The organism is Novosphingobium guangzhouense, assembly GCF_002896965.1.
Taxonomy (GTDB): domain Bacteria; phylum Pseudomonadota; class Alphaproteobacteria; order Sphingomonadales; family Sphingomonadaceae; genus Novosphingobium; species Novosphingobium guangzhouense.
Genome location: NZ_LYMM01000047.1, coordinates 21,857 through 45,771, shown reverse-complemented (window position 1 = coordinate 45,771; position 23,915 = coordinate 21,857). Strand labels below are relative to the sequence as shown.

Annotated in this window: 23 protein-coding genes; 13 read left to right on the top strand and 10 right to left on the bottom strand. The window is 64.8% G+C overall.

Annotated elements, in window-relative coordinates:
* Nucleotides 1-1,519, top strand: a 1,519-nt coding sequence (gene mutS, locus A8V01_RS17460; RefSeq protein ID WP_103097374.1) for a DNA mismatch repair protein MutS, incomplete at its 5' end; no start/stop codon positions are given.
* A 23-nt stretch (nucleotides 1,520-1,542) separates the two neighbouring features.
* Nucleotides 1,543-1,752, top strand: coding sequence for a hypothetical protein (locus A8V01_RS17455; protein ID WP_103097372.1), 210 nt, complete (start codon nucleotides 1,543-1,545; stop codon nucleotides 1,750-1,752).
* A gap of 6 nt (nucleotides 1,753-1,758) precedes the next feature.
* Here the strand turns inward: A8V01_RS17455 and A8V01_RS17450 are convergent, their stop codons facing one another.
* The 5 genes from A8V01_RS17450 to gluQRS all read right to left on the bottom strand — a co-directional run bounded on the left by A8V01_RS17450 (nucleotide 1,759) and on the right by gluQRS (nucleotide 4,914).
* A complete protein-coding gene (locus tag A8V01_RS17450; protein WP_103097370.1) occupies nucleotides 1,759-2,073 on the bottom strand; it encodes a hypothetical protein in 315 nt (104 codons plus the stop codon).
* Nucleotides 2,074-2,316: 243 nt separating this feature from the next.
* A complete protein-coding gene (locus tag A8V01_RS17445; RefSeq protein WP_211295053.1) occupies nucleotides 2,317-3,186 on the bottom strand; it encodes a 3-hydroxyacyl-CoA dehydrogenase family protein in 870 nt (289 codons plus the stop codon).
* Nucleotides 3,187-3,260: 74 nt separating this feature from the next.
* Complete coding sequence (locus A8V01_RS17440) at nucleotides 3,261-3,842, bottom strand: cob(I)yrinic acid a,c-diamide adenosyltransferase (RefSeq protein WP_103097365.1); 582 nt, start codon at nucleotides 3,840-3,842, stop codon at nucleotides 3,261-3,263.
* A 2-nt stretch (nucleotides 3,843-3,844) separates the two neighbouring features.
* Nucleotides 3,845-4,072: an HIG1 domain-containing protein gene (locus A8V01_RS17435; protein WP_103097363.1), complete on the bottom strand. Its 228-nt coding sequence runs from the start codon at nucleotides 4,070-4,072 to the stop codon at nucleotides 3,845-3,847.
* Entirely contained in the window at nucleotides 4,069-4,914 is an 846-nt protein-coding gene (gene gluQRS, locus A8V01_RS17430; protein WP_103097361.1) for a tRNA glutamyl-Q(34) synthetase GluQRS, read from the bottom strand. The genes A8V01_RS17435 and gluQRS overlap by 4 nt, the downstream gene beginning before the upstream one ends.
* Nucleotides 4,915-5,083: 169 nt before the next feature.
* On the opposite strand from gluQRS, the gene A8V01_RS17425 reads away from it, so the two are divergent.
* Entirely contained in the window at nucleotides 5,084-5,692 is a 609-nt protein-coding gene (locus tag A8V01_RS17425; RefSeq protein ID WP_103097359.1) for an HNH endonuclease, read from the top strand.
* Between the two features lie 3 nt (nucleotides 5,693-5,695).
* On the opposite strand, the gene A8V01_RS17420 is transcribed toward A8V01_RS17425, so the two are convergent.
* Together A8V01_RS17420 and A8V01_RS17415 are read right to left on the bottom strand one after the other, a co-directional pair.
* On the bottom strand, nucleotides 5,696-6,277 hold the full coding sequence (locus A8V01_RS17420; RefSeq protein WP_103097357.1) for a flavin reductase family protein: 582 nt from the start codon (nucleotides 6,275-6,277) through the stop codon (nucleotides 5,696-5,698).
* A gap of 79 nt (nucleotides 6,278-6,356) precedes the next feature.
* Nucleotides 6,357-7,637: a dicarboxylate/amino acid:cation symporter gene (locus A8V01_RS17415; RefSeq protein ID WP_103097355.1), complete on the bottom strand. Its 1,281-nt coding sequence runs from the start codon at nucleotides 7,635-7,637 to the stop codon at nucleotides 6,357-6,359.
* A 189-nt stretch (nucleotides 7,638-7,826) separates the two neighbouring features.
* Between A8V01_RS17415 and glmM the strand changes: the two genes are divergently transcribed.
* Genes glmM through thiD form a run of 3 tightly spaced genes read left to right on the top strand, consistent with a single transcriptional unit; the run spans nucleotide 7,827 to nucleotide 10,201 of the window.
* Complete coding sequence (glmM, locus tag A8V01_RS17410; RefSeq protein ID WP_103097353.1) at nucleotides 7,827-9,170, top strand: phosphoglucosamine mutase; 1,344 nt, start codon at nucleotides 7,827-7,829, stop codon at nucleotides 9,168-9,170.
* On the top strand, nucleotides 9,170-9,397 hold the full coding sequence (locus A8V01_RS17405) for a DUF1272 domain-containing protein (protein ID WP_103097351.1): 228 nt from the start codon (nucleotides 9,170-9,172) through the stop codon (nucleotides 9,395-9,397). The genes glmM and A8V01_RS17405 overlap by 1 nt, the downstream gene beginning before the upstream one ends.
* 54 nt (nucleotides 9,398-9,451) lie before the next feature.
* Complete coding sequence (gene thiD, locus A8V01_RS17400; protein ID WP_103097346.1) at nucleotides 9,452-10,201, top strand: bifunctional hydroxymethylpyrimidine kinase/phosphomethylpyrimidine kinase; 750 nt, start codon at nucleotides 9,452-9,454, stop codon at nucleotides 10,199-10,201.
* Nucleotides 10,202-10,250: 49 nt separating this feature from the next.
* On the opposite strand, the gene A8V01_RS28695 is transcribed toward thiD, so the two are convergent.
* Both A8V01_RS28695 and A8V01_RS17395 read right to left on the bottom strand, forming a co-directional pair.
* On the bottom strand, nucleotides 10,251-10,415 hold the full coding sequence (locus tag A8V01_RS28695; protein WP_170065967.1) for a hypothetical protein: 165 nt from the start codon (nucleotides 10,413-10,415) through the stop codon (nucleotides 10,251-10,253).
* Between the two features lie 147 nt (nucleotides 10,416-10,562).
* Nucleotides 10,563-11,438 (bottom strand): LOG family protein, encoded by an 876-nt coding sequence (locus A8V01_RS17395; protein WP_103097344.1) that lies wholly within the window; start codon nucleotides 11,436-11,438, stop codon nucleotides 10,563-10,565.
* A 107-nt stretch (nucleotides 11,439-11,545) separates the two neighbouring features.
* On the opposite strand from A8V01_RS17395, the gene A8V01_RS17390 reads away from it, so the two are divergent.
* On the top strand, nucleotides 11,546-12,604 hold the full coding sequence (locus A8V01_RS17390) for a S66 peptidase family protein (protein ID WP_245892684.1): 1,059 nt from the start codon (nucleotides 11,546-11,548) through the stop codon (nucleotides 12,602-12,604).
* Between the two features lies 1 nt (nucleotide 12,605).
* Here A8V01_RS17390 and A8V01_RS17385 read toward each other — a convergent pair whose 3' ends face one another.
* Nucleotides 12,606-12,992 carry a PilZ domain-containing protein gene (locus A8V01_RS17385; RefSeq protein WP_245892683.1) on the bottom strand — a complete coding sequence of 129 codons (387 nt, stop codon included), beginning with the start codon at nucleotides 12,990-12,992 and terminating at the stop codon, nucleotides 12,606-12,608.
* 338 nt (nucleotides 12,993-13,330) lie between these two features.
* On the opposite strand from A8V01_RS17385, the gene A8V01_RS17380 reads away from it, so the two are divergent.
* Genes A8V01_RS17380 through A8V01_RS17355 form a run of 6 tightly spaced genes read left to right on the top strand, consistent with a single transcriptional unit; the run spans nucleotide 13,331 to nucleotide 23,896 of the window.
* Nucleotides 13,331-13,687 carry a hypothetical protein gene (locus A8V01_RS17380; protein WP_103097340.1) on the top strand — a complete coding sequence of 119 codons (357 nt, stop codon included), beginning with the start codon at nucleotides 13,331-13,333 and terminating at the stop codon, nucleotides 13,685-13,687.
* Entirely contained in the window at nucleotides 13,687-14,439 is a 753-nt protein-coding gene (locus A8V01_RS17375; RefSeq protein WP_103097338.1) for a cellulose synthase operon protein YhjQ/BcsQ, read from the top strand. The genes A8V01_RS17380 and A8V01_RS17375 overlap by 1 nt, the downstream gene beginning before the upstream one ends.
* Entirely contained in the window at nucleotides 14,436-18,917 is a 4,482-nt protein-coding gene (gene bcsA / locus A8V01_RS17370) for a UDP-forming cellulose synthase catalytic subunit (RefSeq protein WP_211295052.1), read from the top strand. The genes A8V01_RS17375 and bcsA overlap by 4 nt, the downstream gene beginning before the upstream one ends.
* Entirely contained in the window at nucleotides 18,914-22,417 is a 3,504-nt protein-coding gene (locus tag A8V01_RS17365; RefSeq protein WP_103097336.1) for a cellulose biosynthesis protein BcsC, read from the top strand. The genes bcsA and A8V01_RS17365 overlap by 4 nt, the downstream gene beginning before the upstream one ends.
* A complete protein-coding gene (gene bcsD / locus A8V01_RS17360; protein ID WP_103097334.1) occupies nucleotides 22,414-22,875 on the top strand; it encodes a cellulose biosynthesis protein BcsD in 462 nt (153 codons plus the stop codon). Before A8V01_RS17365 ends, bcsD begins: the two co-directional genes overlap by 4 nt.
* On the top strand, nucleotides 22,865-23,896 hold the full coding sequence (locus A8V01_RS17355) for a family 8 glycosyl hydrolase (RefSeq protein ID WP_103097332.1): 1,032 nt from the start codon (nucleotides 22,865-22,867) through the stop codon (nucleotides 23,894-23,896). The genes bcsD and A8V01_RS17355 overlap by 11 nt, the downstream gene beginning before the upstream one ends.
* Nucleotides 23,897-23,915 lie beyond the last annotated feature (19 nt).

Sequence of the window (23,915 nt, the reverse complement as noted above, 5' to 3'; positions counted from 1 at the left end):
TGGCCAACTGCGCGACGGGCTTTCCGGCGCGCGCCGCGTGGGCGAACGGCTTGCGGGCATGGACAATGTACCGGTGTTGCTGGAGCGGCTGCTCCCTGCGCTTGGCGGTCATGGCGCCCTTGTCGATCACTTCGCCCGCGCGCTGGTCGAAACCCCGCCGACCGAGCGCGGGCAGGGCGGCTATATTGCCAGCGGCTACGATGCTTCGCTTGACGAACTGCGTGTGATGTCGGGCAACGCGCGCCGCGCCATCGCCGCGCTTGAGGCCAAGTACCGCGAGGATACCGGCGTCGCCTCGCTCAAGATCAAGCACAACAACGTGCTCGGCTACTTCATCGAAGTGCCCCAGCGCCATGCCGACCGGCTGATGGAGCCCGACAGCGGATTCTCGCATCGCCAGACGATGGCGGGCGCGATGCGCTTCAACGCGCTGGCGCTGCACGAAGAGGCGGCGCGGATCACCGAAGCGGGCGGCCACGCCCTTGCCACCGAGGAGGCGCATTTCGAGACGCTGGTGGCCGAAGCGGTCGCCGCACGGCGCGAGATCGCCCGCACCGCCGCCGCGCTTGCCCGCATCGACGTTGCCGCCGGACAGGCCGAGCGCGCGGCGGAAGGCGGCTGGGCGCGCCCGCAAGTAGTGGATGGCCTCTCGCTGGAGATCGAGGGCGGGCGCCATCCGGTGGTGGAAGCGGCCCTGAAGGTACAGGGCGAACGGTTCGTGGCGAACGACTGCCGCCTTGCCAGCCACGACCGGCTCTGGCTGATCGGCGGCCCCAACATGGGCGGTAAGTCCACCTTCCTGCGCCAGAACGCGCTGATCGTGCTGCTGGCGCAGGCGGGCGGCTTCGTACCTGCAAAGTCCGCGCGGATCGGCATGGTCGATCGCCTGTTCAGCCGCGTCGGGGCTTCGGACAACCTTGCGCGCGGCCGTTCGACTTTCATGGTCGAGATGGTGGAAACTGCCGCTATTCTGGCGCAAGCGAGCGAGAAGAGCTTCGTCATCCTTGATGAAGTGGGGCGCGGCACTTCCACTTACGATGGTCTTGCGCTGGCATGGGCGGTGGCCGAGGCGGTGCATGAAACCAATCGCTGCCGCTGCCTCTTCGCCACGCACTACCATGAGATGGCGCGCCTTGGCGAAACCTGCGAGGCGCTTTCGCTTCATCACGTCCGCGCGCGCGAGTGGAAGGGCGAACTGGTGCTCATGCACGAACTGACGCAAGGGCCTGCAGACCGCAGCTACGGCCTTGCGGTCGCGCGCCTTGCCGGGGTGCCGCCCAAGGTGATCAGTCGCGCCAAGTCGGTGCTCGACAAGCTGGAGAAGGGCCGCGCGGAAACCGGCGGTCTTGCAGCAGGGCTTGGCGACCTGCCCCTGTTCGCCGCAACGCAGGATGTGCACGAGGAGGAAAGGGATACCCTGCGCGACAAGCTGCGCGACATGGACATCGATGCCCTGTCCCCGCGCGACGCGCTGGAAATGCTCTACGATCTCAAGCGCGAAGCGGGCACGGAACCTTAACCACCTGCGGGTAGGAAGGGGCCATGTTCGGCCCCAAGCTAACCCATGTGTTCAAGAGCCGCTGGCACGCGCTGATGTGGTCGGCAGGCGTGCTGGCGACCGCCTATTGCAGCATTCCGGCTCCCGATAACGGTAGCGAAAGTAGCTCCGATTCTGCTGCCCAGCAACAGGCGGAGGCACAGCAGGCGCAGCAGATCGTCGCCGCATGGTCGAACGCTACGAGCGGGAAGTAACGCAGATCAGGAATCGTCGTCGCTGAAATCCGGGTCTGCGGCATTATCCTTGCCGTAGCGGCTTTCCAGATCGTCCATCGTCTCTTCGCCGTCATAAGCCGACATGTCGATGGTGCCGCTGGTGTCCATCTGGTTCATGTGATCGACGACATCCTCGACATCGTCCTCGTCACGGACACCGCCCTTGGCCTTTTCACTGTCGCCAAGGCCCTTGGCGCTTCGGGCCTGCGCCTGTCCGGCCACGGTCTGGGCCTGCGCGGCTTCGTCTTCCTGCTCTTCGTTCACCGTTTCCGGGGCGAGGTCGTCGGGGCGGTCGGTCATTTCCGGTTTCTCCTTCGTTTGATGAAACGGGAAGGAGAAGCGGGAGGTTCCAGAAAGGAATCCGGGGCCATCGCCCCAGCCCCCCATACTGTCGTCGTTTCGCGCGCAGCGGCGTCGGTCTTACATCGCACCGCAGGCTACAAGTCGCCCGAGGCTACGTCAGTGCATTACGAAGCTGCGCGCGTGATCTCGACGGTATACGGAGGCTGCGCGACGTAGACCCCTGCGACTTTCCTTTCGTAATTACCGCGAAGGAACCGGCGTTTCGCCCGAATAATCGTAGAATCCCTTACCCGACTTGCGGCCGTACCAGCCTGCTTCAACGTACTTTTGCAGCAGCGGGGCGGGGCGGTACTTCGGATCGCCGGTGGTCGAATGGAAGACCTTCATGATCTCCAGCAGGGTATCGAGGCCGACGAAGTCCGCCAGTGTCAGCGGCCCCATCGGGTGGTTGAGGCCGATGCGGCAGCCTGCGTCGATATCCTCTACCGATCCGATCCCGGCGCCAAGGACGAAGATCGCCTCGTTCAGCATCGGGCACAGGATGCGGTTGACGACGAAGCCGGGTTCGTCACCGGCCAGCACCACGGTCTTGCCCAGCTTTTCACCGAACGCCTTCATGCGGTCGATCGTGTCCTGCGAGGTGGCAAGACCGGGGATCACTTCGACAAGGCCCATGACGGGAACGGGGTTGAAGAAGTGAAGGCCGCAGAAGCGCGCGGCGTCGGGTGAACTGGCGGCCATGCGGGTGATCGGGATGGAACTGGTGTTCGATGCCATGATGGCATTCGCGCCCAGCACCTTTCCGGCGGCTTCGAAGATCTTCGCCTTGATATCCTCGCGCTCGGTGGCGGCTTCGATGATCAGGTCGCACCCGGACATCGCGGCATAGTCGGCAACGGGGGTGATCCGGGCGAGCAGCGCGTCGGCATCGGTCTGCGTGATCTTTTCCTTGGCGACCAGCTTCGCCAGGCTCTTGGCGATGCCCGCCTTGCCTTTTTCCGCGTTTTCCAGGCTGACGTCCGTAAGGATCACGTCCATGCCCTTGCCCGCGACGGTCTGGGCGATGCCCGAACCCATGATGCCTGCGCCGATTATGCCGACTGACTGCACTGCCAAAGCTCCTCTATGATTTAACCGGGTTCGATTTAATCGGGCGCTTAACATCTCGGCGCCGGAGAGGGAACCTAGCGATTCTGTCCCGGCACCCAAAGCACGTCGTCGGCGCCGTCACGATTCACCGCACGGGCGAGGACGAAGAGGTAGTCGCTCAGCCGGTTGAGGTAGGCGAGTGCGGCGGGGTTCGTGGCATCGGTCTGCGCCAGCGCGGTGGCACGGCGTTCGGCGGCGCGGGCAGAGGCGCGGGCAACGTGGACGCGCGCGGCGCCCTCGCTCCCGCCGGGCAGGATGAAGCTGCGCAGGGGAGAGAGGTTCTCGTTGATCGCGTCGATCGCTTTTTCAAGCCATTCGACCTGGGCCGGGACGATGCGCAGCGTCATCTCGCTGGGGGTGAAGTCTTCGCCCCCAGGTGCTGCCGGCGTGGCAAGGTCGGCGCCAAGGTCGAACAGGTCATTCTGGATGTGAGTGAGCGTAGGTGCGTGTTGAGTGCCGTTGAGTGCCGCTATGGCCACCCCAATTGCACAGTTCGTCTCGTCCACGGCACCGATCGCCTCCATGCGGGTAGCGTGTTTGGGCAGGCGCGATCCGTCGACAAGGCCTGTTGTGCCATCGTCTCCGGTGCGGGTGTAGATCTTGTTGAGCCGTACCAAGATCAGCGCGCCATCGCCAGAAGCAGCGCGCAGACCAGCACGGCAGCGGCCTGATACTTGATGCGGTTGAACATCATCTTGTTCTGCAGCAGCTGGTTCGGGGTGGGCCCGGTGCCGTCGCTGTTCAGGTCATCGCGGGCGCCGTTCAGAAAGGCCACGATGCCGCGCACAAGGCTGACGATGACCATGATCACCAGCACGATGATGATGGGGACGAGAATGGTGCTCATGGCGTTTGATGTATCCCCTGTGACAATGAAATGCCAGCGGGGAAGCGCCCTTCGCGCAGTGCCGTGGCGATGGCTCGGCCGTCCTCTCCGGCGCGGCGGCAGTCGCCAAGTGACGGAGAACCGCGCCTTTTGGCAAGTTTGCGGCCGTCCGGCTCCACCAGCAGGGGGTGATGCAGCCATGTCGGCACGGGCAGGTCTAGAAGCGCCTGCAGAAGCCGGTGAATGTGGCTTGCCGGGAACAGGTCCATGCCGCGCGTGACCAGCGTGACCCCGTCCGCAGCATCGTCGAGCGTCGCGGCAAGGTGATAGCTGGCGGGCAAGTCCTTCCTGAGCAGCACGACGTCGCCGAAGATCATGGGCGTGGCGTCCCGCCGTCCGGCGATTTCGTCTACCCATTCGAGCGGGCCGGTAAGCGCCATGGCCCTGCCTGTGTCGAGCCGCCAAGCGGCGCCGGTCGGATCGACATGGCGGTTGCGGCAGGTGCCGGGATAGACCGGACCGTCGGGTCCGAACTTAGTGGCCGCAGCAGCGATCTCAGCGCGGGTGCAGTTGCACGGGTAAAGGACATCCATCGCCTTCAGTCGCTCCCCGGCGGCGGCATAGCCGGGCAGGCGGTGTGACTGGAATATGGGGGCGCCATCCCATTCCAGGCCGAGCCATTGAAGATCGAGCAAGAACTCCTCGACAAGTTCGGCCCGACTGCGTTCGCCGTCGATATCCTCGATGCGCAGGGCAAAACTGCCTCCCCGTGCACGGGCGGTGTCATGCGCGACCAAGGCGGCATAGGCATGGCCAAGATGAAGCGGGCCATTAGGGCTGGGAGCGAAGCGGGTACGCATCATCGTGGTCCTAGCGCCGGGCCTCGCTCGCGCAAACATCTTGTGGCTGCCAACATCCTGTGGATTGTCTTTGCGGTCGAAGAATCCGCCATCTTGACGCGCTCGCCCGCAAGTGCTGGAAATAGTGCATGGACTGCCATCAAACCGCAATCCCGGCCTGCGACAGGAGGCCATGCTCAAGTCGGAGCTGATCGAGCGCGCGGCCCGGTTCCGCAGCGCGGAGGGAGACCCCTCCCGAAGTCTTTCAGACTGCCCTGCTCTTGTGCTGAACGCGGATTACACGCCGCTGTCCTATTATCCCCTCAGCCTCTGGCCCTGGCAGACCGCGATCAAGGCGGTTGTGCTGGAGCGGGTCGATATCGTCTCAAGCTACGAACGCGCGGTCCACAGCCCCAACTGGACCATGCAGATTCCTTCGGTGATCGCGCTGCGCCAATACGTGAAGCCAAGCGAGTTTCCCGCCTTCACCCGCTTCAATCTGTTCCTGCGGGACAGGTTCTCCTGTCAGTATTGCGGCAGCCCCCATAATCTGACGTTCGACCATGTCCTGCCGCGCCGCCTTGGCGGGCGCACCAGCTGGGAGAACATCCTTACTGCCTGCGCGCCCTGCAACTTGCGTAAGGGCGGGCGCACGCCGAAGCAGGCGAACATGCCGCCGCTGGTTCCGCCAATCCGGCCGACCAGCTGGCAGCTGCAGGAGCGCGGACGCGGCTTCCCGCCCAACTACCTTCACGAGACCTGGCGGGACTGGCTCTACTGGGATATCGAGCTGGAGGAGTAGGGCTCAAAAGCCCAGCATTTCCGGACGGAAGAGCTTGCGTCGCGATACCCGCTTGCCTGACAGCATGAAGACGCCGTCACCGGAATAGTGCAGATACTCCGGCTCCTTTGGGGAAGGTCGGGCGCTGATGTGCGTTACTTCCAGAATGAACAGATTATAGCGTTCAACCGCGCGATCGTCGCGCAGGCGGCATTCCAGGTGTGCGTGGCATTGCGGCAGCACGGCTGCGTCCACATCATGCGCCTGCGCTCTTTCGAGACCGAATGCGGCAAACTTGTCCACCTCGTCGCCGGAAGAGTTGCCGACCCGGACGACCGCATCGAGCATGTCGCTGGTTGGCACATTGAGCACGCACTGACCCGATGCGCGCAGCATGTCGAAGCTACGGCACCCCCGCGAAACCACACAACTGATAATGGAAGGCGTGAATTCCAGAACCTGGTGCCAGCCCACCGTCATGACGTTGTCCCGGCCGGCATGGCGGGTGGTCAAAAGCACGACGGGGCCTGGTTCCAGGAATTGCCGGGCATGGGATACGGGGATGCTATCGAAGCGCTCGGAGGCAAGCAGTGTCGATGAGGCCAAGACCGGAGGCTCCTGTCGCTGAAGGTGCCCATCCAGCGATTTACATCCGATCTGGTTTCATTTTGCTGCGGCGAGTCGTTCAGTGGATCGTCTCGGCCGTTTCCGGTGCCTCGTCGATCCCGGCATCGACGGCGGCGGCGACTGCCACGTCCATGGTGACGTTGCCGATCGTGCGCATCAGGTCCGGCAGGACTTCCACCGCTACCAAAACGCCGAGCGGCCAGAGCGGCACGCCCATGGCGGCCGCGATCGGGCCGATCGAGGATACAAAGCTGATCGTGCCAGGCAAAGATACGGCTCCGAACGTGGTCGCGAAGGCCACGAAGGCGCCTGCCGCCAGTGCGCCGCTGGTCAGTTCAAGGCCCGCCAGCTTCGCCGCGTAGACCGCAACGGCCATGTTCATCGCAGGACCGGTGGCACGAAACAGGGTGACCGCAAGCGGCAGCACGAACTCGGCCGTCGTCGAAGAGACGCCTAGTTTGCGGCTGGATGCCAGCATGGCGGGCACAGTCGCGATCGAGGACTGCGTGGAGATGGCGACGACCTGCGCGGGCAGGATTGCGGCGGCGAAGGCGGGCAGGCTGCGCTTTCCGCCAACCACCGCGATGACGTACCCGGCGATCATCACCACCGTCCCCACCGCGACCACAAGCAGGATGTAATGCGCCAGCGCGCCCAGCGCCGCGCCGCCGCTGCGCACGCCCAGCGTCAGGCCAAGCGCGAATACGCCGATCGGCGCCAGCATCAGCACCCATCCGATCACCACCATCATCGCGCCTGCCAGCGCTTCGAACAGCACCGCAAGGGCGCGGCGGGGCTCGTCGGCAAGGCGGGTGGAAGCGAGCGCGAACAGCCCGACGAAGACGATCACCGGCAGCATCGCGCTTGCCGCTGCCGCCGAAATCACGTTGTCGGGCAACAGCGAGGCGAGGAACTCGGAAATGCCCGGAACCTTTCCCGGATCGGCGCCGTGGGGAAAACTGACGCCGGCGGGCACTGGGAACAGTTCCAGCAGTAGTGGCATCGCTACTGCGCCCAGCGTGGCGCTGAATGCCAGGAAGCCGACGATGATGCCCAGCGTGCGGCGCGCCATGGCTCCGGCGCGGGCAGCGGCGACTGTTTCAACGATGCCGGAAAACAGCAGGCCCGCGACCAGCGGCAGGATCGTCATCTGCAGGCCCTGTAGCCATAAGGAGCCGATCGGCCCGGTCACTTTCAGCGCGGTATCCGCGATCGGCTTGCCAGCCAGCAACAGGCCAAGGACAAGCCCGGCAACAAGGCCGATCAGGGTGAGGGCGCCGGGTACGCGGATTTCGGGAATGCGCGAAGGGCCGGAAGGTGCGGGATCGGGGGAAGTCATGCCGCGCGACAAATAGGCGGGGCCGGGGCACTTGGCAATTTGGCGTTGCTCAAGTCCGCCTCGGCACGAGACAAAGCCATTCGACGGATTCCTAAACTGGCTGTAAGGCGGTGTTCAGAGGGCGGTAACGCCTGTGGTTGCAGAGCGCGGCGGTGAAGATTCGAAACCTTGCGCGCAAGAGGACAGGTAATGGGTAAGCAGTTCTTCGGCACCGATGGTATCCGCGGCCGCACCAATCAGGGGGCGATGACCGCAGCCACCGCGATGAAGGTCGGGCAGGCGGCAGGAACCCGCTTCCTTCGCGGCACGCACCGCCACCGGGCGGTGATCGGCAAGGACACGCGCCTGTCGGGTTACATGCTGGAGAACGCGATGGTCGCGGGTTTCACCAGCGTCGGCATGGATGTGGTGCTGCTTGGTCCGATGCCGACCCCTGCGGTGGCTCTGCTGACTCGCGAACTGCGTGCCGATGTGGGCGTGATGATCTCCGCCAGTCACAACCCTTATGAAGATAACGGGATCAAGCTGTTCGGCCCGGACGGCTTCAAGCTTTCGGACGAGGACGAACTGGCGATCGAGGCGATGCTGATGGGCGGTGACCTTGGTCTTGCCGCCTCGCCGGAGATTGGCCGCGCCCGCCGCGTGGACGACGCGCGCGGTCGCTACATCCATGCGGTCAAGGCTTCGCTGCCCTCCACTGTCCGGCTCGATGGGCTCAAGATCGCGGTCGATTGCGCCAATGGCGCCGCCTATCAGGTCGCTCCATCGGCGTTCTGGGAACTGGGCGCGGAAATCGTCGCGGTCGGCGTTTCGCCCAATGGCAAGAACATCAACGATCGCTGCGGATCCACGCATGTCGAACTGCTGCAGGAAACCGTGGTGTCTTCCGGCGCGGACATCGGCATTGCCCTTGATGGCGATGCGGACAGGCTGATCGTGGTGGACGAGAAAGGCCAGACCGTCGACGGCGATCAGATCATGGCGCTGATCGGCAGCCAGCTTGCCATGCGCGGCGAACTGCGCGGCGGCGGCGTGGTGGCGACGGTCATGTCGAACCTGGGGCTGGAGCGCTATCTGAACGGGCAGGGCCTGTCGCTGGAGCGCACCGCCGTTGGTGATCGCCACGTGCTGGAGCGCATGCGTGCCGGTGGCTTCAACGTGGGTGGGGAACAGTCCGGGCACATGATCCTGCTGGATCACGCGACGACCGGAGACGGCACTGTCGCGGCCTTGCAGGTGCTTTCCGCGCTGGTCCAGTCTGGCAAGCGGGCGAGTGAGCTGCTTCACCTCTTCGATCCCGTCCCGCAACTGCTGCGCAACGTGCGCTTCGGAGGCGGCAAGCCCCTGGAGACGGACAGCGTCCGGGCTGCTATCGCCGATGCCGAGGCTTCGCTCGACGGGCGCGGGCGCCTTGTGATCCGCCCGTCCGGAACAGAGCCCGTCATCCGCGTCATGGCCGAGGGCGATGACGCCGGTGAAGTGGAAGCCGCCGTCGCCTCGATCTGTCACGCTGTAGAAAAGGCCGCCGCCTGATGCCGCTGGAAATGCGCCCCGATTGCGAACGTTGCGGCACCGACCTTCCCGCCGAGGCCCCCGGTGCGTTCATCTGCTCGTTCGAATGCACGTATTGCGCTGAGTGTGCCGATGCGCTGGATGACATGTGCCCCAACTGCGCGGGCGAACTGGTCGACCGCCCGACACGGGCCAAGCGGCACCACGATTCCGCCCCGCCGTCGAAAGTGCGGCACTATCAGGGCTGATGCCCGACGCTGTTACTCGACTTGTGGCCCCCTGAGCGGGTAAGGAGCCCGGCCATGAACCAGCCTCCTCGCATTCTTTCCATCGCCGGGTCGGACAGCTCGGGCGGTGCCGGCATCCAGGCCGATATCAAGACGATCACGCTGCTTGGCGGTTACGCCATGACCGCGATCACCGCGATCACCGCGCAGAACACCCGGGGCGTCACCGAGGTGGCGACGATGTCGGCCGCGATGGTTGCCGCGCAGATCGACGCGTGCATCAGTGATATCGGCGTTGATGCGGTGAAGATCGGCATGCTCGGCAGCGCCGAGATCGCAGCTGTCGTCGCCGATCGGTTGGAAGGCCTGGGTGTGCCGGTGATCTTCGATCCGGTCATGGTCTCTACCGCAGGATCGGTACTGGCAGATGCCGATACCGTGGCGGCATTCGAACGACTGATGGGCATCGCCTGCCTGACCACCCCCAATTATGATGAACTTGCCGCGCTTGGCGGTGACGCCGCGCTGGCAGAAAAGGGCGTCGCCTATATCGCCAAGGGCGGTGATGCGCCGGGCGATGTGGTGGTGGACCGGCTGATTTTGCCTGGACAGGAGCCGGTGCTTTGGACCGCGTCGCGCGTCGATACGCGTCATACCCACGGCACCGGATGTACGCTGTCCAGCGCGATCGCAACGTTCCTGGGGCAAGGTGCCCCGCTGGTCGAGGCGATAGAGGATGCGCGTGATTTCGTGCGGGCAGCGCTGCTGGCGGCTCCGGGCTTCGGGGAAGGACATGGGCCAATGGGGCACCACGCGGTTCGATAGGGGGGCGTTCGGTAAGGAGTGGTTTGGTAACGGGTGATCGGATGCCGGCTCAATGCATCCGTGAACGGCGGCGCAGCGCAGTATCCGCCAGCAACCCCACCGCTGCCATCGCGCCGCCGGTCAGCCCGGCGGTGCTCAGCGCCACGATCACCGGCTGCGCGAAGTCTGCAAGGGCGCGGGCGCGGTCGTTCAGGGGTTCGATGATCTGGCTCATGGCGGGTGTCCTGCGGGGGCTGGGTATGAGCCACGCAGATGCACCGAATCGTGCTTTCAAGGCACTCGGATAAGTTCGCTTATTGTGTTCGGATTTTTCGAATGAGCGACGGCATCCCGGATAAGGTCCGGGATGCCGTCGGTATGTTCAGCCACAGTCGAGGTTATAGAACTTCTGCACGTGGCTCCAGCCTTCGTCGGCGGTTTCGCACCACTGGAACAGGTCCAGATCCTTGGCATTGATCACGCCTTCCTCGGCCAGAGCCTTGAAGTTGACCACGCGTTCCCAGAACTCGCGGCCGTAGAGCAGGATCGGGATCGGCTTCATCTTGCCGGTCTGGATCAGGGTAAGCAGTTCGAAGAATTCGTCGAACGTACCGAAGCCACCGGGGAAGACCGCCACCGCACGGGCACGCAGCAGGAAGTGCATCTTGCGCAGCGCGAAGTAGTGGAACTGGAACGACAGGCGGGGCGTCACGTAACGATTGGGCGCCTGTTCATGCGGCAGCACGATATTAAGGCCCAGCGATTCCGCGCCGACTTCGGCAGCGCCGCGATTGGCCGCTTCCATGATCGAAGGGCCGCCGCCAGAGCAGACCACGAACTGGCGCATGCCTTTTTCGACGATCGCACACTGGCTGGCAAGGCGCGCGAGCTTGCGCGCCTCTTCGTAATACTTGGCCTTGTCGGCAAGGCGCTCAGCGACCTTCTTCTGATCTTCCGTGACAGCGGCGGTCAGAAGCGCATCGGCCTTTTCCGGCGAGGGGATGCGCGCGGACCCGTACATCACCAGCGTGGAACCGATGTTCGCTTCCTCCAGCAGCATCTCGGGCTTGAGCAGTTCAAGCTGGAAACGCACCGGGCGCAATTCGTCGCGCAGGAGAAAGTCGGTGTCGCGGAAGGCCAGCTGGTAGGCCGGGTGGCCGGTCTGGATTGTATCGGCCTGCTGTTCTGCGAAGCCCGCTTCCTGTTCGGCCTTGTAGAAACGGCGCTGGGTGAGGTCTTTGTCTTCTTTTTCAGTCATTGGCTCATCATAGGCTTGGCGCGTTGCGAACGTCGAGAACAGATATGCATGGGTACGGTTGCATGGGGATGTTTACGCCGTAGTCTGGGCGAATGGCGATCCGGCAGATGTATTCGCGGCGCAACGCGTTGGCAGGAATTGGTGCGGCAGTCGGGGCAGGGATAGGCACCGAGCTCGGCGCGTTCCCGGCTCTGGCAGGGCCGCTGCCCTCAGTGCGCGATATGGTGCGCCCTCCGCGTCTGCGCAACGGTGACGTGCTGGGGCTGGTTGCACCGGCAGGGTTCGTGGCGGATCGCTTCGGCCTTGACGAGATCGGCGCCACGGTACGGGCGATGGGGTTGAAGCCACGTTTTGCCCCGCACCTGACCGACCGTGACGGCTATCTTGCAGGGGCGGACGAAGTGCGCGCGCACGATCTCATGACGATGTTCGCGGATGACAGCGTGCGCGCGGTCATGGCGGTACGTGGCGGCTGGGGGACGGCGCGTCTGCTGCCTCTGCTCGATTTCGCGGCGATCCGGGCGAAGCCCAAGTTGTTCGCAGGGTTCAGCGACAATACCGCGCTCGGACTTGCGCTGGCGCGGGCGGGGGTGATGTCCATCCACGGACCGACTGCGGCGACCAGCTGGCCGGCCGCGTCGTGGGAATCGTTCCGGCAGATCGCCTTCGAGGGCGCCATGCCGACTTACGCGGTGCCGGTGCGCGACGGCACCGGTCTTGGCGGACGGGGCATCGGCGTGAAGACCTTCCACGGCGGCAAGGCGCGCGGACGGCTGCTGGGCGGTAATCTTGCGGTGCTGAGCGCTCTGGTCGGCACGCCATACTTACCCGATTTTGACGGTGCGATCCTGTTCCTGGAGGAAACGAACGAGGCCGAATACCGCATCGACCGCATGCTCACGCAGCTTGCTCTGGCCGGGGTGCTCGGCAAGCTTGCGGGCGTCGTCTTCGGGCAGTGCACGCATTGCGACAATCCGGACGGGGGATACTCGAACTTCACTGTCTACGAAGTGCTGGACCGGCGCTTCGCATCGCTTGGGATTCCTGCCTTTCAGGGGCTCATGATCGGTCATATCGCTGGACAGATCAGTGTTCCACAAGGGGCCATGGCCGAGATCGATGCGGATGCAGGAACGTTGCGTCTGCTTGAAGCGGCAGTAGCGTAACTCAGTCGCGCGTAACCTCTTCGCTGCTGAGACCGTATTGCGAAACGAGTTCGGTATAGAGGTCGTCCGGCAATGCGTGGACGAATTCCAGCCCTGCGCCATGCGTGCCGGCCCAAGCCACGAAGGCGATCATCGGGCGGCATTCGGGAAGGGTCAGAGTGACGACCTCGTCAGGTTGAAGTGTTCCGACACCCTCGATTCGCGCGCCGGACGGGGTCAGATCCTTGAGCACGACGGTTGTGCTGACAAGGTCGCGGCGGAAACGGGCCAGCATTTCCACTTTCTCGCGCTCATGGCGACGAACGCCTCCGACATCGTCGACGGGCAGGGTTTCCGTGCCGATCGGAGCAGTAGATTCGGAGCCGGTCGGAGGGTTCAGCTCCGGCATTGTGGCATGGTCCTTCCAGAACGGTTAACAGGCCGGATCGTCCGGCTGACAGAGCGTCGGACCATAGCGCGCAAAACCTTGCGGCAGTGCTCTTCAGGGGAATGCGTATTTTTCCCGAATCGCGTGTTGGCGTGCTGATTTCTCCGGTTATAAGACATGGTTAATCTGCAAAGGATTGCACCAGCTGAGCCCCGAACGTGCCAAGAACCATGAAAACTGTTGCCGGAATGGCACCTTTTCGTGCTCTCCAAAGGCGGGAATCGATGATCCGTTAGTTTCCGAATACCCTTTCTTAACCATTCTTTGCGCAGAATTTACGTGTTCATACAGGGGTTCTTATGCGCATCGATGCCAGAAATCTGCTCGACCGGCTGGGCAAGAACGACTTCGCCTACAAGGAATTCGAAGACCGCTTCAGCGAACTGGAGCTGTGGCCGATCCTCGAGGCGCTGCTTCGCGATCCGCGCCTGCAGGCGATCGATCAGGCAGAGGCAACGGTTGCTGCCATGCCCGAGCCAGCGCCGACCGAAGTGGTCGAGACGTATTCCGGCGAGAGCCTGAGCTCCCTGTTCAGCCGCTATGGCCGTGGCCCGGCAGCCGACGCGCCAGGAGATCGGCGCGGCGGTTCGCAGCAGCAGGACGTGCGCGCCATGCTCCGTCATTTGTCCGACCTCGGATCGCAGGGGAAGATCTGATGCCTGTCATCGTAACGCACGGCCTCAAGGGCGGCGCCGGAACCACCTTCACCGCCGCGCACATCGCGATGGCCCTGTCCGAAGCGGGCGCCGACGTCACGGTACTGACCGTCGCCAAGCGCGACACGATGCCGCTGCACTTCGGGCTGCAACCCGCAATGACGTTGCCTTCGCTGTTTGCGCCGGCAGAGGATGCGGTGCTCGTTGCCGGTATCGACCTGCGCAGCCTGACCACAGCGCCCGAGGACAACGACTTCGTCCCTGCGCTGCGCGACCTTGGTTTCCTTGAAACCGGTCAGGACAAGGTCATGGTCATTGACATTCCCTCGGCCGAATTCGCGTTTGCGCGTCGGGTCATTCCCCACGCCAGCGCATCGGTTTGCGTGATCAACGCCGCGCCCGATACGCTTGCGCTGATGCCGCAGGTGCTTGCCGAAGCCAGTCCCGAGAACATCGCGGCCACCAGCTTCGTGATCAACGCGCTGGACGAGACGCGCCGCCTGTCGCGCCATTCCTCGGCATTCATCCGCGAACTGGTGGGCGCTCGCCTGCTGGGCCGCATTCGCCTGGACGAATCGGTGCCCGAGGCCATCGCGATGCTGCAACAGCTTTCCAAGTACGCACCGTCGAGTGCGGCGCTTGCTGATGCGAAGGCGATCGGCACCGCACTGGTTCCAGCGCTTGAAACGCCCGGTCGCCCGTGGGTGGCGCGTGGCTCCAGCCCTGCTTCTTCTTCGAGCCGCGCCGCATGATCGAGAAACTGGCCGCCCGCGTGCTGGACAACCGGCTCGCCCGCTACGCATCCGTTGCGGTGATCGTCGGAATTGCCGCAGTGGTCATCGGCGTGCCGCTGGACGGCACCGCGCAGTGGGTCTGCGCGGGTGTCACGATGGCGGGTGCGCTGGTCATGCGCCGTATCAAGGGGCGCATGGGCGCGGTCGCGCTCGGCATCCTGGCGGTGCTGGTCTCGACCCGTTACCTGTTCTGGCGCACCACGCAGACGATCGAGTTCAATACTCCGCTCGAATTCCTGTTCGGCGGGGTGCTTTACCTTGCCGAGCTTTACGCCTGGGTCATCCTGCTGCTGGGCTTCCTGCAGACCACCTGGCCGCTCGACCGCCCGGTTATCGAGCCCGAGGGCGAGCCTGACACCTGGCCGACCGTCGATATCTACATCCCGACCTACAACGAGAGCCTGGAGATCGTGCGCAACACGGTCTTCGCGGCGATGGATCTCGATTATCCGGTTGATCGCTACCGCGTCTTCATCCTCGATGACGGCAAGCGCCCGGATTTCCGCGCATTCGCCAAGGAAGCGGGCTGCGGTTACATCACCCGCGACAACAACCTGCACGCCAAGGCGGGCAACCTGAACGCGGCGATGAAGAAGACCGACGGCGAACTGATCGCGATCTTTGACTGCGACCACGTGCCGACCCGCGCCTTCCTGCAGCTGACGGTGGGCTGGTTCCAGCAGGATCCGCGCCTCGCGCTGCTGCAGACCCCGCACCACATGTATTCGCCCGATCCGGTGCAGCGCAATCTCGCGCAGACCATGGGGGACATGCCGGGCGAGGGTGATCTGTTCTATGGCCCGGTGCAGGGCGGCAACGATCTCTGGAATGCCACCTTCTTCTGCGGTTCGTGCGCGATCATTCGCCGCGAGGCGCTGATGGAGACCAACGGCTTCGCTGGGGAAACCGTCACCGAGGATGCGCACACCGCGCTCAAGCTGCAGCGTACCGGGTGGAACACTGCCTATATCTCGGCGCGCCTCTCTGCCGGCCTTGCCACTGAACGTCTGGTCCTTCACGTCGGTCAGCGCATCCGCTGGGCGCGCGGGATGACGCAGATCCTGCGCATCGACAATCCGCTGTTCGGGCGTGGCCTGACCTGGCAGCAGCGGCTTTGCTACCTGAACGCGATGATGCACTTCCAGTATCCGGTGCCACGCATCGTGTTCCTGACCAGCCCGCTGGCTTACCTGATCTTCGGGCAGAACATCATCCAGGCTTCAGCCTCGCTGATCTTCGCCTACGCGCTGCCGCACTTGTTCTGCTCGTCCGTCGCCAACGAGAAGACGCAAGGCGGCTGGCGTCGCCCGTACTGGGGCGAAGTCTACGAGACGATCCTTGCCTTCCACCTCGTCAAGCCAACGGTGATGACCTGGTTCCAGCCGCGCAAGGGCAAGTTCAACGTGACCGACAAGGGATCGCTGCTTGACCAGACCTATTTCGACTGGGCGATCGTCAAGCCGCACCTGATCTGCATCGGCCTTGTCATCACCGGCATCACCATGGCGGTCGTGAAATGGGCGTTCTTCCCTTACATGTTCAATATCCAGACCGATACGCTGGTGCTGAACGTGGCATGGGCACTGTTCTCCCTCGCCATCCTGCTAGCCGCCGTTTCGGTGGCGCGTGAGACGCGGCAGGAGCGCGTGGATATCCGTATCCCGGTGCAGCTTCCGGTCACTGCCTACCTTGCATCGGGGCATACGGTTCCGGCGACTACTATCGACATCTCGATGGGTGGTGCCGCGCTTTGCCTGCCCGACGAACTGCCGACCAAGTACCGCACCGTCAGTCACATCACCATGGCCATGGGGGACGAGGTGCTCTCGATCCCGGTCACGACGATGCGCACCAGCGGCATGAACGCCTACGTGCGCTTTGAAAAGCTTGACATTCTTGCCGGTCGCCATCTGGTGCGCGCCGTCATGGGCCGCGCCGATGCGTGGCAGCCCTGGGGACCGCCCGCCATGGTCGGCACCGCACGTTCCTTCGCTGATATTCTTCGGGTGGATATGGTTACGTTGAAGCGCATGCTACGTCTGAACTTCGCCGAACGCCGCCAGATGAAGGCCGCCAACGCCGCCAAGAAAGCCGCCATGGCCAAGGCCGCGAAGGAAGCCGAAAGGAACGGGGCAAAGGGGGCGTCATTCGCCAAGGCGGCGATGCTGGGCGGCGCTTTGGCTCTGGGCGCCGCGGGCCTGTTCTTCGGCACGTCCGAAGTTCATGCCCAGTCCGCTACCGCCAGGGCGTCCGCTACCGCCAAGGCACCCGAGACAGCCGCTGCTGCCGCCACGCCTGCCGCGAGCAGCCCCGGCGGCATGGCAGAGCGCCTGACGCTGAAGGAACTGCGCGTCAGCCAGCCGATCCGGCTGCGTGGCACGCAGGGCGAAATGGGCATCCCGTTCGGCATGCGTCAGGACCGCGTGGCCACCCAGGCCATGCTGCGTCTGCAGATGGCATGGTCACCAGCGATGCTCGATGACCTCAGCCAGCTGGTCGTGATCGTCAACGGTGAAGTCGTTCAGACGGTGCCGCTGACCCGCGCCAACGCCGCAGGGCAGGTGCTGGAAGTGCCGGTGAACCCCGCACTGCTGCTGCCGGGCGACAATCAGCTCAACTTGCGCCTGATCGGTCACTATGCGCGCGATTGCGAGGACCCGTTCCACTCCTCGCTTTGGGCGAACATCTCGAACACGCGCTCGTGGTTCGATTTCGATTACCAGCCGCTGCCTTACGGTCCCGACCTGTCCCGCCTGCCGCTGCCCTTCTTCGACAAGGGTCAGAACGTGCCGCTGCGCATGCCTTTCGTCTTTGCCAGCCAGCCGCGCGCCGGCGAACTTCAGGCTGCTGCGGCGACCGCCAGCTGGCTGGGCGCACTGGCCAGCTACCGCGGTTTCACCTTTCAGCCGGTCGTCGGTTCGATCCCGCGCGGCAATGCAATCGTCTTCCTCAAGGGCGGTCAGGGCATCCCGGGCCTCGATATAGCTCCGGCCAATGGTCCCGCCGCTGCCGCAGTACGCAACCCCAACGATCCCAACGGCACGCTGCTGGTGATCATGGGCCGCAACGACGATGACCTGCATATCGCGGCTTCGGCAGTGGCGCTGGGGCGCGGCGTGTTCGGCGGTCAGCGGATGAGCTTTGACGGCGTGCGCATTCCCGCCTGGCCACGCTACGGCGCGGTGCGCTGGCTGACCACGGACAAGCCGGTTGAGCTTGGTTCGATCATGGAGCCGTACGCGCTGCAAGGCATGGGCATCCCGCCCGGCCCGCTTACGACCCGCTTCCGTGTCTCGCCGGATCTTTTCTTCTGGCCACGTGAAGGCGGCAAGCTGAACCTGGGCTATCGCTATCCGGTGGCACAGTGGCTGGACAAGCGGGCCTCGCGCCTCGACGTGTCGATCAATGGCCAGTACCTCAAGACGCTGCCACTCGGCGCCGCATGGTGGAGCCAGCTGTTCGGCGGGACCGGTGCCAAGAGCGCGGATTCGAACGCTACCGTCACGCTGCCGCGTTACAACCTGTTCGGCCAGAACGAGCTGACTTACGACTACAACCTGCTCATTGCCGACAAGAAGAAGTGCACCGGCACCCTGCCGGACAACGTGCGCGTCTCGATCGACCCCAAGAGCACGATCGACCTGACCAGCGCCTATCACGCGATCATGATGCCCGACCTGGCGACTTTCGCGGGGGCAGGCTTCCCCTTCACCGCCAGCCCCGACCTGTCGCAGACCACCGTGGTCGTCGCACCGAACCCGTCGATGGCTTCGGTGCAGGCGTTCCTGACGCTGATGGGCCGTTTCGGCGATTCGACCGGCGTTCCGGTGACGGCGGTGACTGTGACCTCCTCGATCAACGGCGACGCTCTGGCCAACCAGGATGTGCTGGTCATCGGCGGCACCGGGCTGGCAGAGGCGGACATGTTCGCCGATGCACCGGTGCGGTACGAGAACGGCCGCCTGCGCGTTTCCGAACGTTCGCCCATGCAGTACCTCACCGCGCTGTTCGGGGGATCGCAGGAAACCGATCCGATGGCTGCGGCTCCGATCGTCTACAACGCGCAAGGGTTCTCCGGTATCGTCAGCTTCCAGTCGCCCTATGCCTCGGATCGGACCGTGGTGGCGCTGCTGGCGGATGACGGTGCGGCACTGCCCGCGCTGGTGGACGGCATGGCCGACGTGAAGATCAACGCCGCGATCCAGGGCGACCTTGCGGTAACTCGCGGCGACGGCATGACCAGCTTCGCGCTGTCCAGCCGCTACTGGGTGGGTTCGCTGCCGATCTGGATGAAGCTGGCCTACTACGTCAGCCAGCGTCCGATGATGCTGGGCGTGTTCACGCTGCTGCTGGCGCTGGCTCTTGCCGGACCTGCCTATCTCTTCTTCCGCCGACAGGCCCAGCGCCGCCTCGGCCGCCAGGACGACCACGCATGACGATGAAGCGTACTTCTCAGTTGGGGGTCGCCCTGCTGCTTTCCACTGCCGTGGCACTGCCCACGGCAGTCGAGGCGCAGAGCGCCGGCGTCGAAGCACTGGTGAAGCAGGCTCAGTACTGGCGCTCCAAGGGGCGTGAGGATCTGGCGCAGCAGGCTTTGAAGCGGGCCCGCGCGCTCGACCCTAACAACCCGGCGCTCAAGGCTTCGGCGCAAGCTGCCAAGCCGGCTGCCCCGAAGCCTGCACCCAGACCTGCCGCAGCCAAGCCCGCTGCCGCACCCAAAGCCGCCGCGGCTCCGACCCGCGCAGCGCCCAAGCCCACGCCAGCGCCGACCCCGACGCCTGCCCCCGTCTCTGCCGCCGACCGTGCGGGCCGGGCGCGCGTATCGGGTTTCGATGCACTGAACGACGGCAACCTGGCCTCCGCCGCCGCGCAATTCCAGCGAGCGCTTGGCGTTAATCGTCGGGATTCCGATGCGCTGGGAGGCCTCGGCCTTGTGCGGCTGCGCGAAGGGCAGTTTGCCGAAGCGGCCAGCCTGCTCGAACAGGCTTCCGCCAGCGGCAAGGCCAGCCAGTGGGCAGAGGGCCTTGCCTCCGCGCGCTTTTTCGCCGGCGTGGACGAGACCAAGGGCATGATCGCCCAGAACCGCCTGGCCGAAGCGCAGAGCCGCGCCGAACAGCTGGTGCGCTCTGGCTACAAGGAGCCTGCTCCCGCGCTGGAATTGCTGGCGGATATCTACGAACGTCAGGGCCGCTACGCCGATGCCGCCGACCTCTACCGCCAGGCCGCGCAGGGCGGCACTGCGGCGGACGACAAGCGCCTGCAGCTGCGCGCTGCGCGCGGCCGCGCCCTTGCCGCCGCCGAGCGGGGCGACGATTTCGGCGCCGTGCGCGAATTTCAGCAAGGCATCGTGCTAGATCCCAACGATCCGTGGATCCGCTACGAATTCGCGCAGTTCCAGATCGAGCGCGGCCGCGTGCCTGAGGCGGAGTCACTGATCCGGTCGCTGGCGACAAGCGGTAACGCCGATTCGCTTTATGCTGCAGCGCTGCTCAACAACGACCTTGGCCGTGCGAGCGAGGCGGACCGCCTGATTGCGATGATCCCCGAAACGCAGCGTACCGCGCCGATGCGCAGCCTGGCGCTCAGCGTGAAGACTGACGCCGCAATCGCCCGCGCCAAGGCCATGGCCGCCAGCGGTCAGGGCGCGCAGGCAGTCAGCAGCTTGCGACAGTTGGGCGCGATGGCCTCGATCCCGGCAGGGAAGCAGGCGGCCGTGGCCAATGCGCTGTTCGACCTTGGCGATACGCAGGGAGCGGCCGAAGTCGCCGCCAATGCTGCTACCGGGCGTATCGACAATATTGCCGACTACGAAGGGCTGATAGGTGTTCTGACCCGCACCGGTCGCAGCGATCTTGCCCAGCAGGCGCTTCAGCGTGCCTCGCAGCTGGCAGGCTCCAGCGCAGAGGGCCAGAAAGCCTATGCGCGCATCAGCGCGGGGATGATGGTGGGGCAGGCCGATGAGGCGCGCATGGGTGGGCGCTATGCGGAAAGCTTCGACATTTTGCAGCAGGCATATTCGGCCGCGCCTGACAATACCGAGATCATGTCCGGCCTTGCCCGCCTTTACCAGACCGGCGGCATGCCTGCGAAGGCGGCGCAGACCTATCAGCTGGTGTTGGCGCGCAAGCCGAACGACAAGGATGCCCTGCTTGGGCTGGCCGACACCGCGCAGGGCGCAGGCGACCGCGACTTGTCAGAACAGGCACAGAAGCAGGTTCTGCGCCTTTACGGGCAGGACTATCAGGTACGCATGGCGCTGGCCAACGTGGAGCGCGCACGCGGCAATGATCGCGCGGCGGTAGCGCTGCTCAAGGATGCGCGCGCGCTCTACGCCCGCCAGAGCGGTGGTATGGCGATGGGAGGCAATCCGTTCGCGGGCATGAATGCCGGAGGCGGCGCGAACCCCTTCCGCAACCAGGCGCAGGCCGCACCGCAACAGGTGAACCCCTTCGCGCTTGGCGGCGGCACCCGATTGCCAGCAGCATATCCGCAGCAGGGCGCAGTCGCCTACGCGGCCCCGCAGCAGGCGAGTGCGTTTGGCGCGGGGCCGGTAGGTATCGGCACGGGTCAGAGCGGCTTTGGCGGGTTTGCCGGAGCCCAGGCACCTCAGGTGTATGGGCAGGCGTATGACTCGCCGCAGGCCACCTATGCCGCGCCTGATCGTTACGCTTCGCCGGTCGGCTCGACCGCTCCGGCGGCAGCGGCGTGGGCTGCCCCGGCCGCCGCACCGGGTTATGACGGTCCGCAGGTTCCGGTTGCTTATGCTGGCGACCCGGTGATGACCCAGATCCAGTCACAGATCGATCAACTGGCGCAGGATACCGGCCCGCGCGTTGACGTCCAGACAGGCTATCGTGGCCGTTCGGGCGAAACGGGCCTGTCCAAGCTTGACGAGATCAAGGGTTCGGCCAAATTCTCGACCGGGGCTGCCGGTGGCCGCGTCTTCGTGAAGGCGGAAGCGGTGACGGTCGATTCTGGCCGTCCGACCGGCTCGGGCCTTGCCCGCTTTGGCCGGAATGCCACGCCAGAGGCGCAGGGCATCGTAGCTGAGGAGCCCTCGGCCCTCGTCAATGCCGATACCCAGAACGGTTCGGGCGCTGCGTTCTCGGCCGGATACGAAAGCGATGTCGTGCAGGTGGAAGCTGGCACCACCCCGATCGGCATGGGCAAGACCAAGTTTGCCGGGCGCGCCGCCGTCAGCCCCAAGCTGGGCCAGTTCGTGCGGGCTACCGCATTCGTTGAGCAGAAGCCGGTGACGGATTCGGTGATCTCCTATGCCGGAACCCGCGACCCCGTAACCGGGGAGCGCTGGGGGCAGGTCATGCGTACGGCTGGCGGGCTTGGCCTCAGCTACGACGAGAACGGATCGGGCGTCTACGGCGAGGCGCGCTACTACCGGCTGCGCGGCGAGAACGTGGCGAACAACGATGGCATCGAGGCCAACGTCGGCGGTTATCTGGAAGCGTACCGGGGCCGCAATTCGCGCGTTACGGTGGGTCTCAACGTGAACTATCAGGCTTACGACAAGAGCCAGAACTACTTCACGTTCGGCAACGGCGGCTATTTCAGCCCGCAGAATTTCATTTCGGTCGGCTTCCCGGTGAACTACACCATGCAGGATGAACGCTGGGACGTGGCGGCATCGTTCACGCCGGGCTTCCAGAGCTACAAGGAGGACCAGAGCGTCCTCTACCCGACCGACCCGACAGCGCAGGCCGAACTGGATGCGCTCAAGGCCGAGAACGACGATGTGCGTTCGTATTTCGACAGCCTGAGCAAGACCGGCTTCGCGCTTTCGGCGCAAGGTTCGCTCTATTACAAGATCACGCCCAATACCCGCATCGGCGGCGAACTGGGGTATAATACCTTCGGCAGTTATGACGAGTTCCGCTCCATCCTCGGGGTGCGGCAGAGCTTCGGGAGCACCGGTAAATGAGAATGCAGGCATTTCCCCAGCCCCGCAGCGGGCCATCGGACTACGCGGTCGGCGGCCTGGCGCTGCTGGCGATCTCCACGGCTTCCGAAGTGTCGGAGGGTATCCCCGAGGAACAGGCGCACGGCTTCTTTCTGGCGATCGGCCGCCGCATGGCCGCGCTGGAACCGCTGGAAGGCGTGAACGACGCTTCGGTTCTCTGCGCCCGGATCAACGCCTTCTGGCAGGCGCTGGACTGGGGCGAGATCGAACTGGCGGTAGGCCGTGATGCCATCGTGGTGCGCCATCGCGATCTGCCGACCGAGATCGCACCCGATCGCGCGGGCCACTGGGCGCGTATGCTGCTTGGCGTGCTGGAGGGCGCTTACGACGCCTGGTTCCGGGTTCTGGGCAGCGGCCCTGCGCTGCGCACCACGGCGGAATGGAAGGGGGACACGCTAGAGCTTCGTCATGGTCGCTGACACTGTTTTCCGGCCCAGGGTCGATCGTCGCACGTTTTCGCTGGGGGCACTGATGGCCTTCACTGCAGCTTGCAATACCGCCCCCAGCCAGGGGCGTGCCCAGCAGGTCAACGACCCGCTGTGGACCCAATGGCGCGACCGCTTCGTCGCGCCGGAGGGCAGGGTGGTCGATACCGGCAATGGCCGCATCAGCCATTCGGAGGGCCAGAGCTACGGCATGATCCTGGCCCTGCGCGCCGGTGACCGGGAGGCTTTTGAACGGATCGCGAAATGGACGCAGGACACGCTGGGACGGCAGGACATGGCGCTCCATTCGTGGAAGTACGATCCGACGCAGCCGGTGCCGGTGTCCGATCCGAACAATGCGACCGATGGGGACATCGTTATCGCCTGGGCGCTCGCGCTGGCCGGGCAGCGGTGGAAACGCTCGGAATGGAGCAACCGCGCGCGTGAATTGCGCAAGGCGATCCGTGAACACTGCGTAGTTTCGCGGTTCGGGCGGGAGCTGCTGCTGCCCGGCCTCGTCGGGTTTGCCGAAGGGGCGCAAGTGACGCTCAATCCTTCGTACTTCGTATGGCCCGCGCTGGATCACTTCGCCAAGGTGGATGGCGCGCAGGCATGGGGAGGGCTGATCCGCGATTGCGAGGCGATCACCACGCTTTCGCGCTTCGGGCAGCACGCACTGCCGAGCGACTGGGTGGCCGTGACCGGTTACAGTGCTGTGGCCCCGGCGGTCGGCAAGCCGCCGCGTTTCGGTTATGACGCGATCCGCATTCCGCTCTATGCGGCGGTGGGTGGGCGTTCCAGCCTTGTGCAGCCGGTGGCGGACTGGTGGCGCTCACGCCTGGCGCAGCACCGTTCGATTCCGGCCTGGGTGGACGTGGTTACCGGCGAAGAGGCGAACTACGCTCTTTCCAGCGGCGGCGCGGCGATCGCGGCGCGGCTGGTAGGTTCGACCACGCCGTCGGCGCTCGACAGCGATTATTTCAGTGCTTCGCTGCAGATGCTGGCACGGCTGTAAACCAGGTGACCCGGAGCGG

Excerpts from the sequence above, each read along its gene's own strand:
- A8V01_RS17455 (WP_103097372.1), top strand. The coding sequence starts at position 1,543 with ATGTTCGGCCCCAAGCTAACCCATGTGTTCAAGAGCCGCTGGCACGCG.
- A8V01_RS17450 (WP_103097370.1), bottom strand. The coding sequence starts at position 2,073 with ATGACCGACCGCCCCGACGACCTCGCCCCGGAAACGGTGAACGAAGAG.
- A8V01_RS17435 (WP_103097363.1), bottom strand. The coding sequence starts at position 4,072 with ATGAGCACCATTCTCGTCCCCATCATCATCGTGCTGGTGATCATGGTC.
- gluQRS (WP_103097361.1), bottom strand. The coding sequence starts at position 4,914 with ATGATGCGTACCCGCTTCGCTCCCAGCCCTAATGGCCCGCTTCATCTT.
- A8V01_RS17425 (WP_103097359.1), top strand. The coding sequence starts at position 5,084 with ATGCTCAAGTCGGAGCTGATCGAGCGCGCGGCCCGGTTCCGCAGCGCG.
- A8V01_RS17415 (WP_103097355.1), bottom strand. The coding sequence starts at position 7,637 with ATGACTTCCCCCGATCCCGCACCTTCCGGCCCTTCGCGCATTCCCGAA.
- glmM (WP_103097353.1), top strand. The coding sequence starts at position 7,827 with ATGGGTAAGCAGTTCTTCGGCACCGATGGTATCCGCGGCCGCACCAAT.
- A8V01_RS17405 (WP_103097351.1), top strand. The coding sequence starts at position 9,170 with ATGCCGCTGGAAATGCGCCCCGATTGCGAACGTTGCGGCACCGACCTT.
- thiD (WP_103097346.1), top strand. The coding sequence starts at position 9,452 with ATGAACCAGCCTCCTCGCATTCTTTCCATCGCCGGGTCGGACAGCTCG.
- A8V01_RS28695 (WP_170065967.1), bottom strand. The coding sequence starts at position 10,415 with ATGAGCCAGATCATCGAACCCCTGAACGACCGCGCCCGCGCCCTTGCA.
- A8V01_RS17395 (WP_103097344.1), bottom strand. The coding sequence starts at position 11,438 with ATGACTGAAAAAGAAGACAAAGACCTCACCCAGCGCCGTTTCTACAAG.
- A8V01_RS17390 (WP_245892684.1), top strand. The coding sequence starts at position 11,546 with ATGTATTCGCGGCGCAACGCGTTGGCAGGAATTGGTGCGGCAGTCGGG.
- A8V01_RS17385 (WP_245892683.1), bottom strand. The coding sequence starts at position 12,992 with ATGCCGGAGCTGAACCCTCCGACCGGCTCCGAATCTACTGCTCCGATC.
- A8V01_RS17380 (WP_103097340.1), top strand. The coding sequence starts at position 13,331 with ATGCGCATCGATGCCAGAAATCTGCTCGACCGGCTGGGCAAGAACGAC.
- A8V01_RS17375 (WP_103097338.1), top strand. The coding sequence starts at position 13,687 with ATGCCTGTCATCGTAACGCACGGCCTCAAGGGCGGCGCCGGAACCACC.
- bcsA (WP_211295052.1), top strand. The coding sequence starts at position 14,436 with ATGATCGAGAAACTGGCCGCCCGCGTGCTGGACAACCGGCTCGCCCGC.
- A8V01_RS17365 (WP_103097336.1), top strand. The coding sequence starts at position 18,914 with ATGACGATGAAGCGTACTTCTCAGTTGGGGGTCGCCCTGCTGCTTTCC.
- bcsD (WP_103097334.1), top strand. The coding sequence starts at position 22,414 with ATGAGAATGCAGGCATTTCCCCAGCCCCGCAGCGGGCCATCGGACTAC.
- A8V01_RS17355 (WP_103097332.1), top strand. The coding sequence starts at position 22,865 with ATGGTCGCTGACACTGTTTTCCGGCCCAGGGTCGATCGTCGCACGTTT.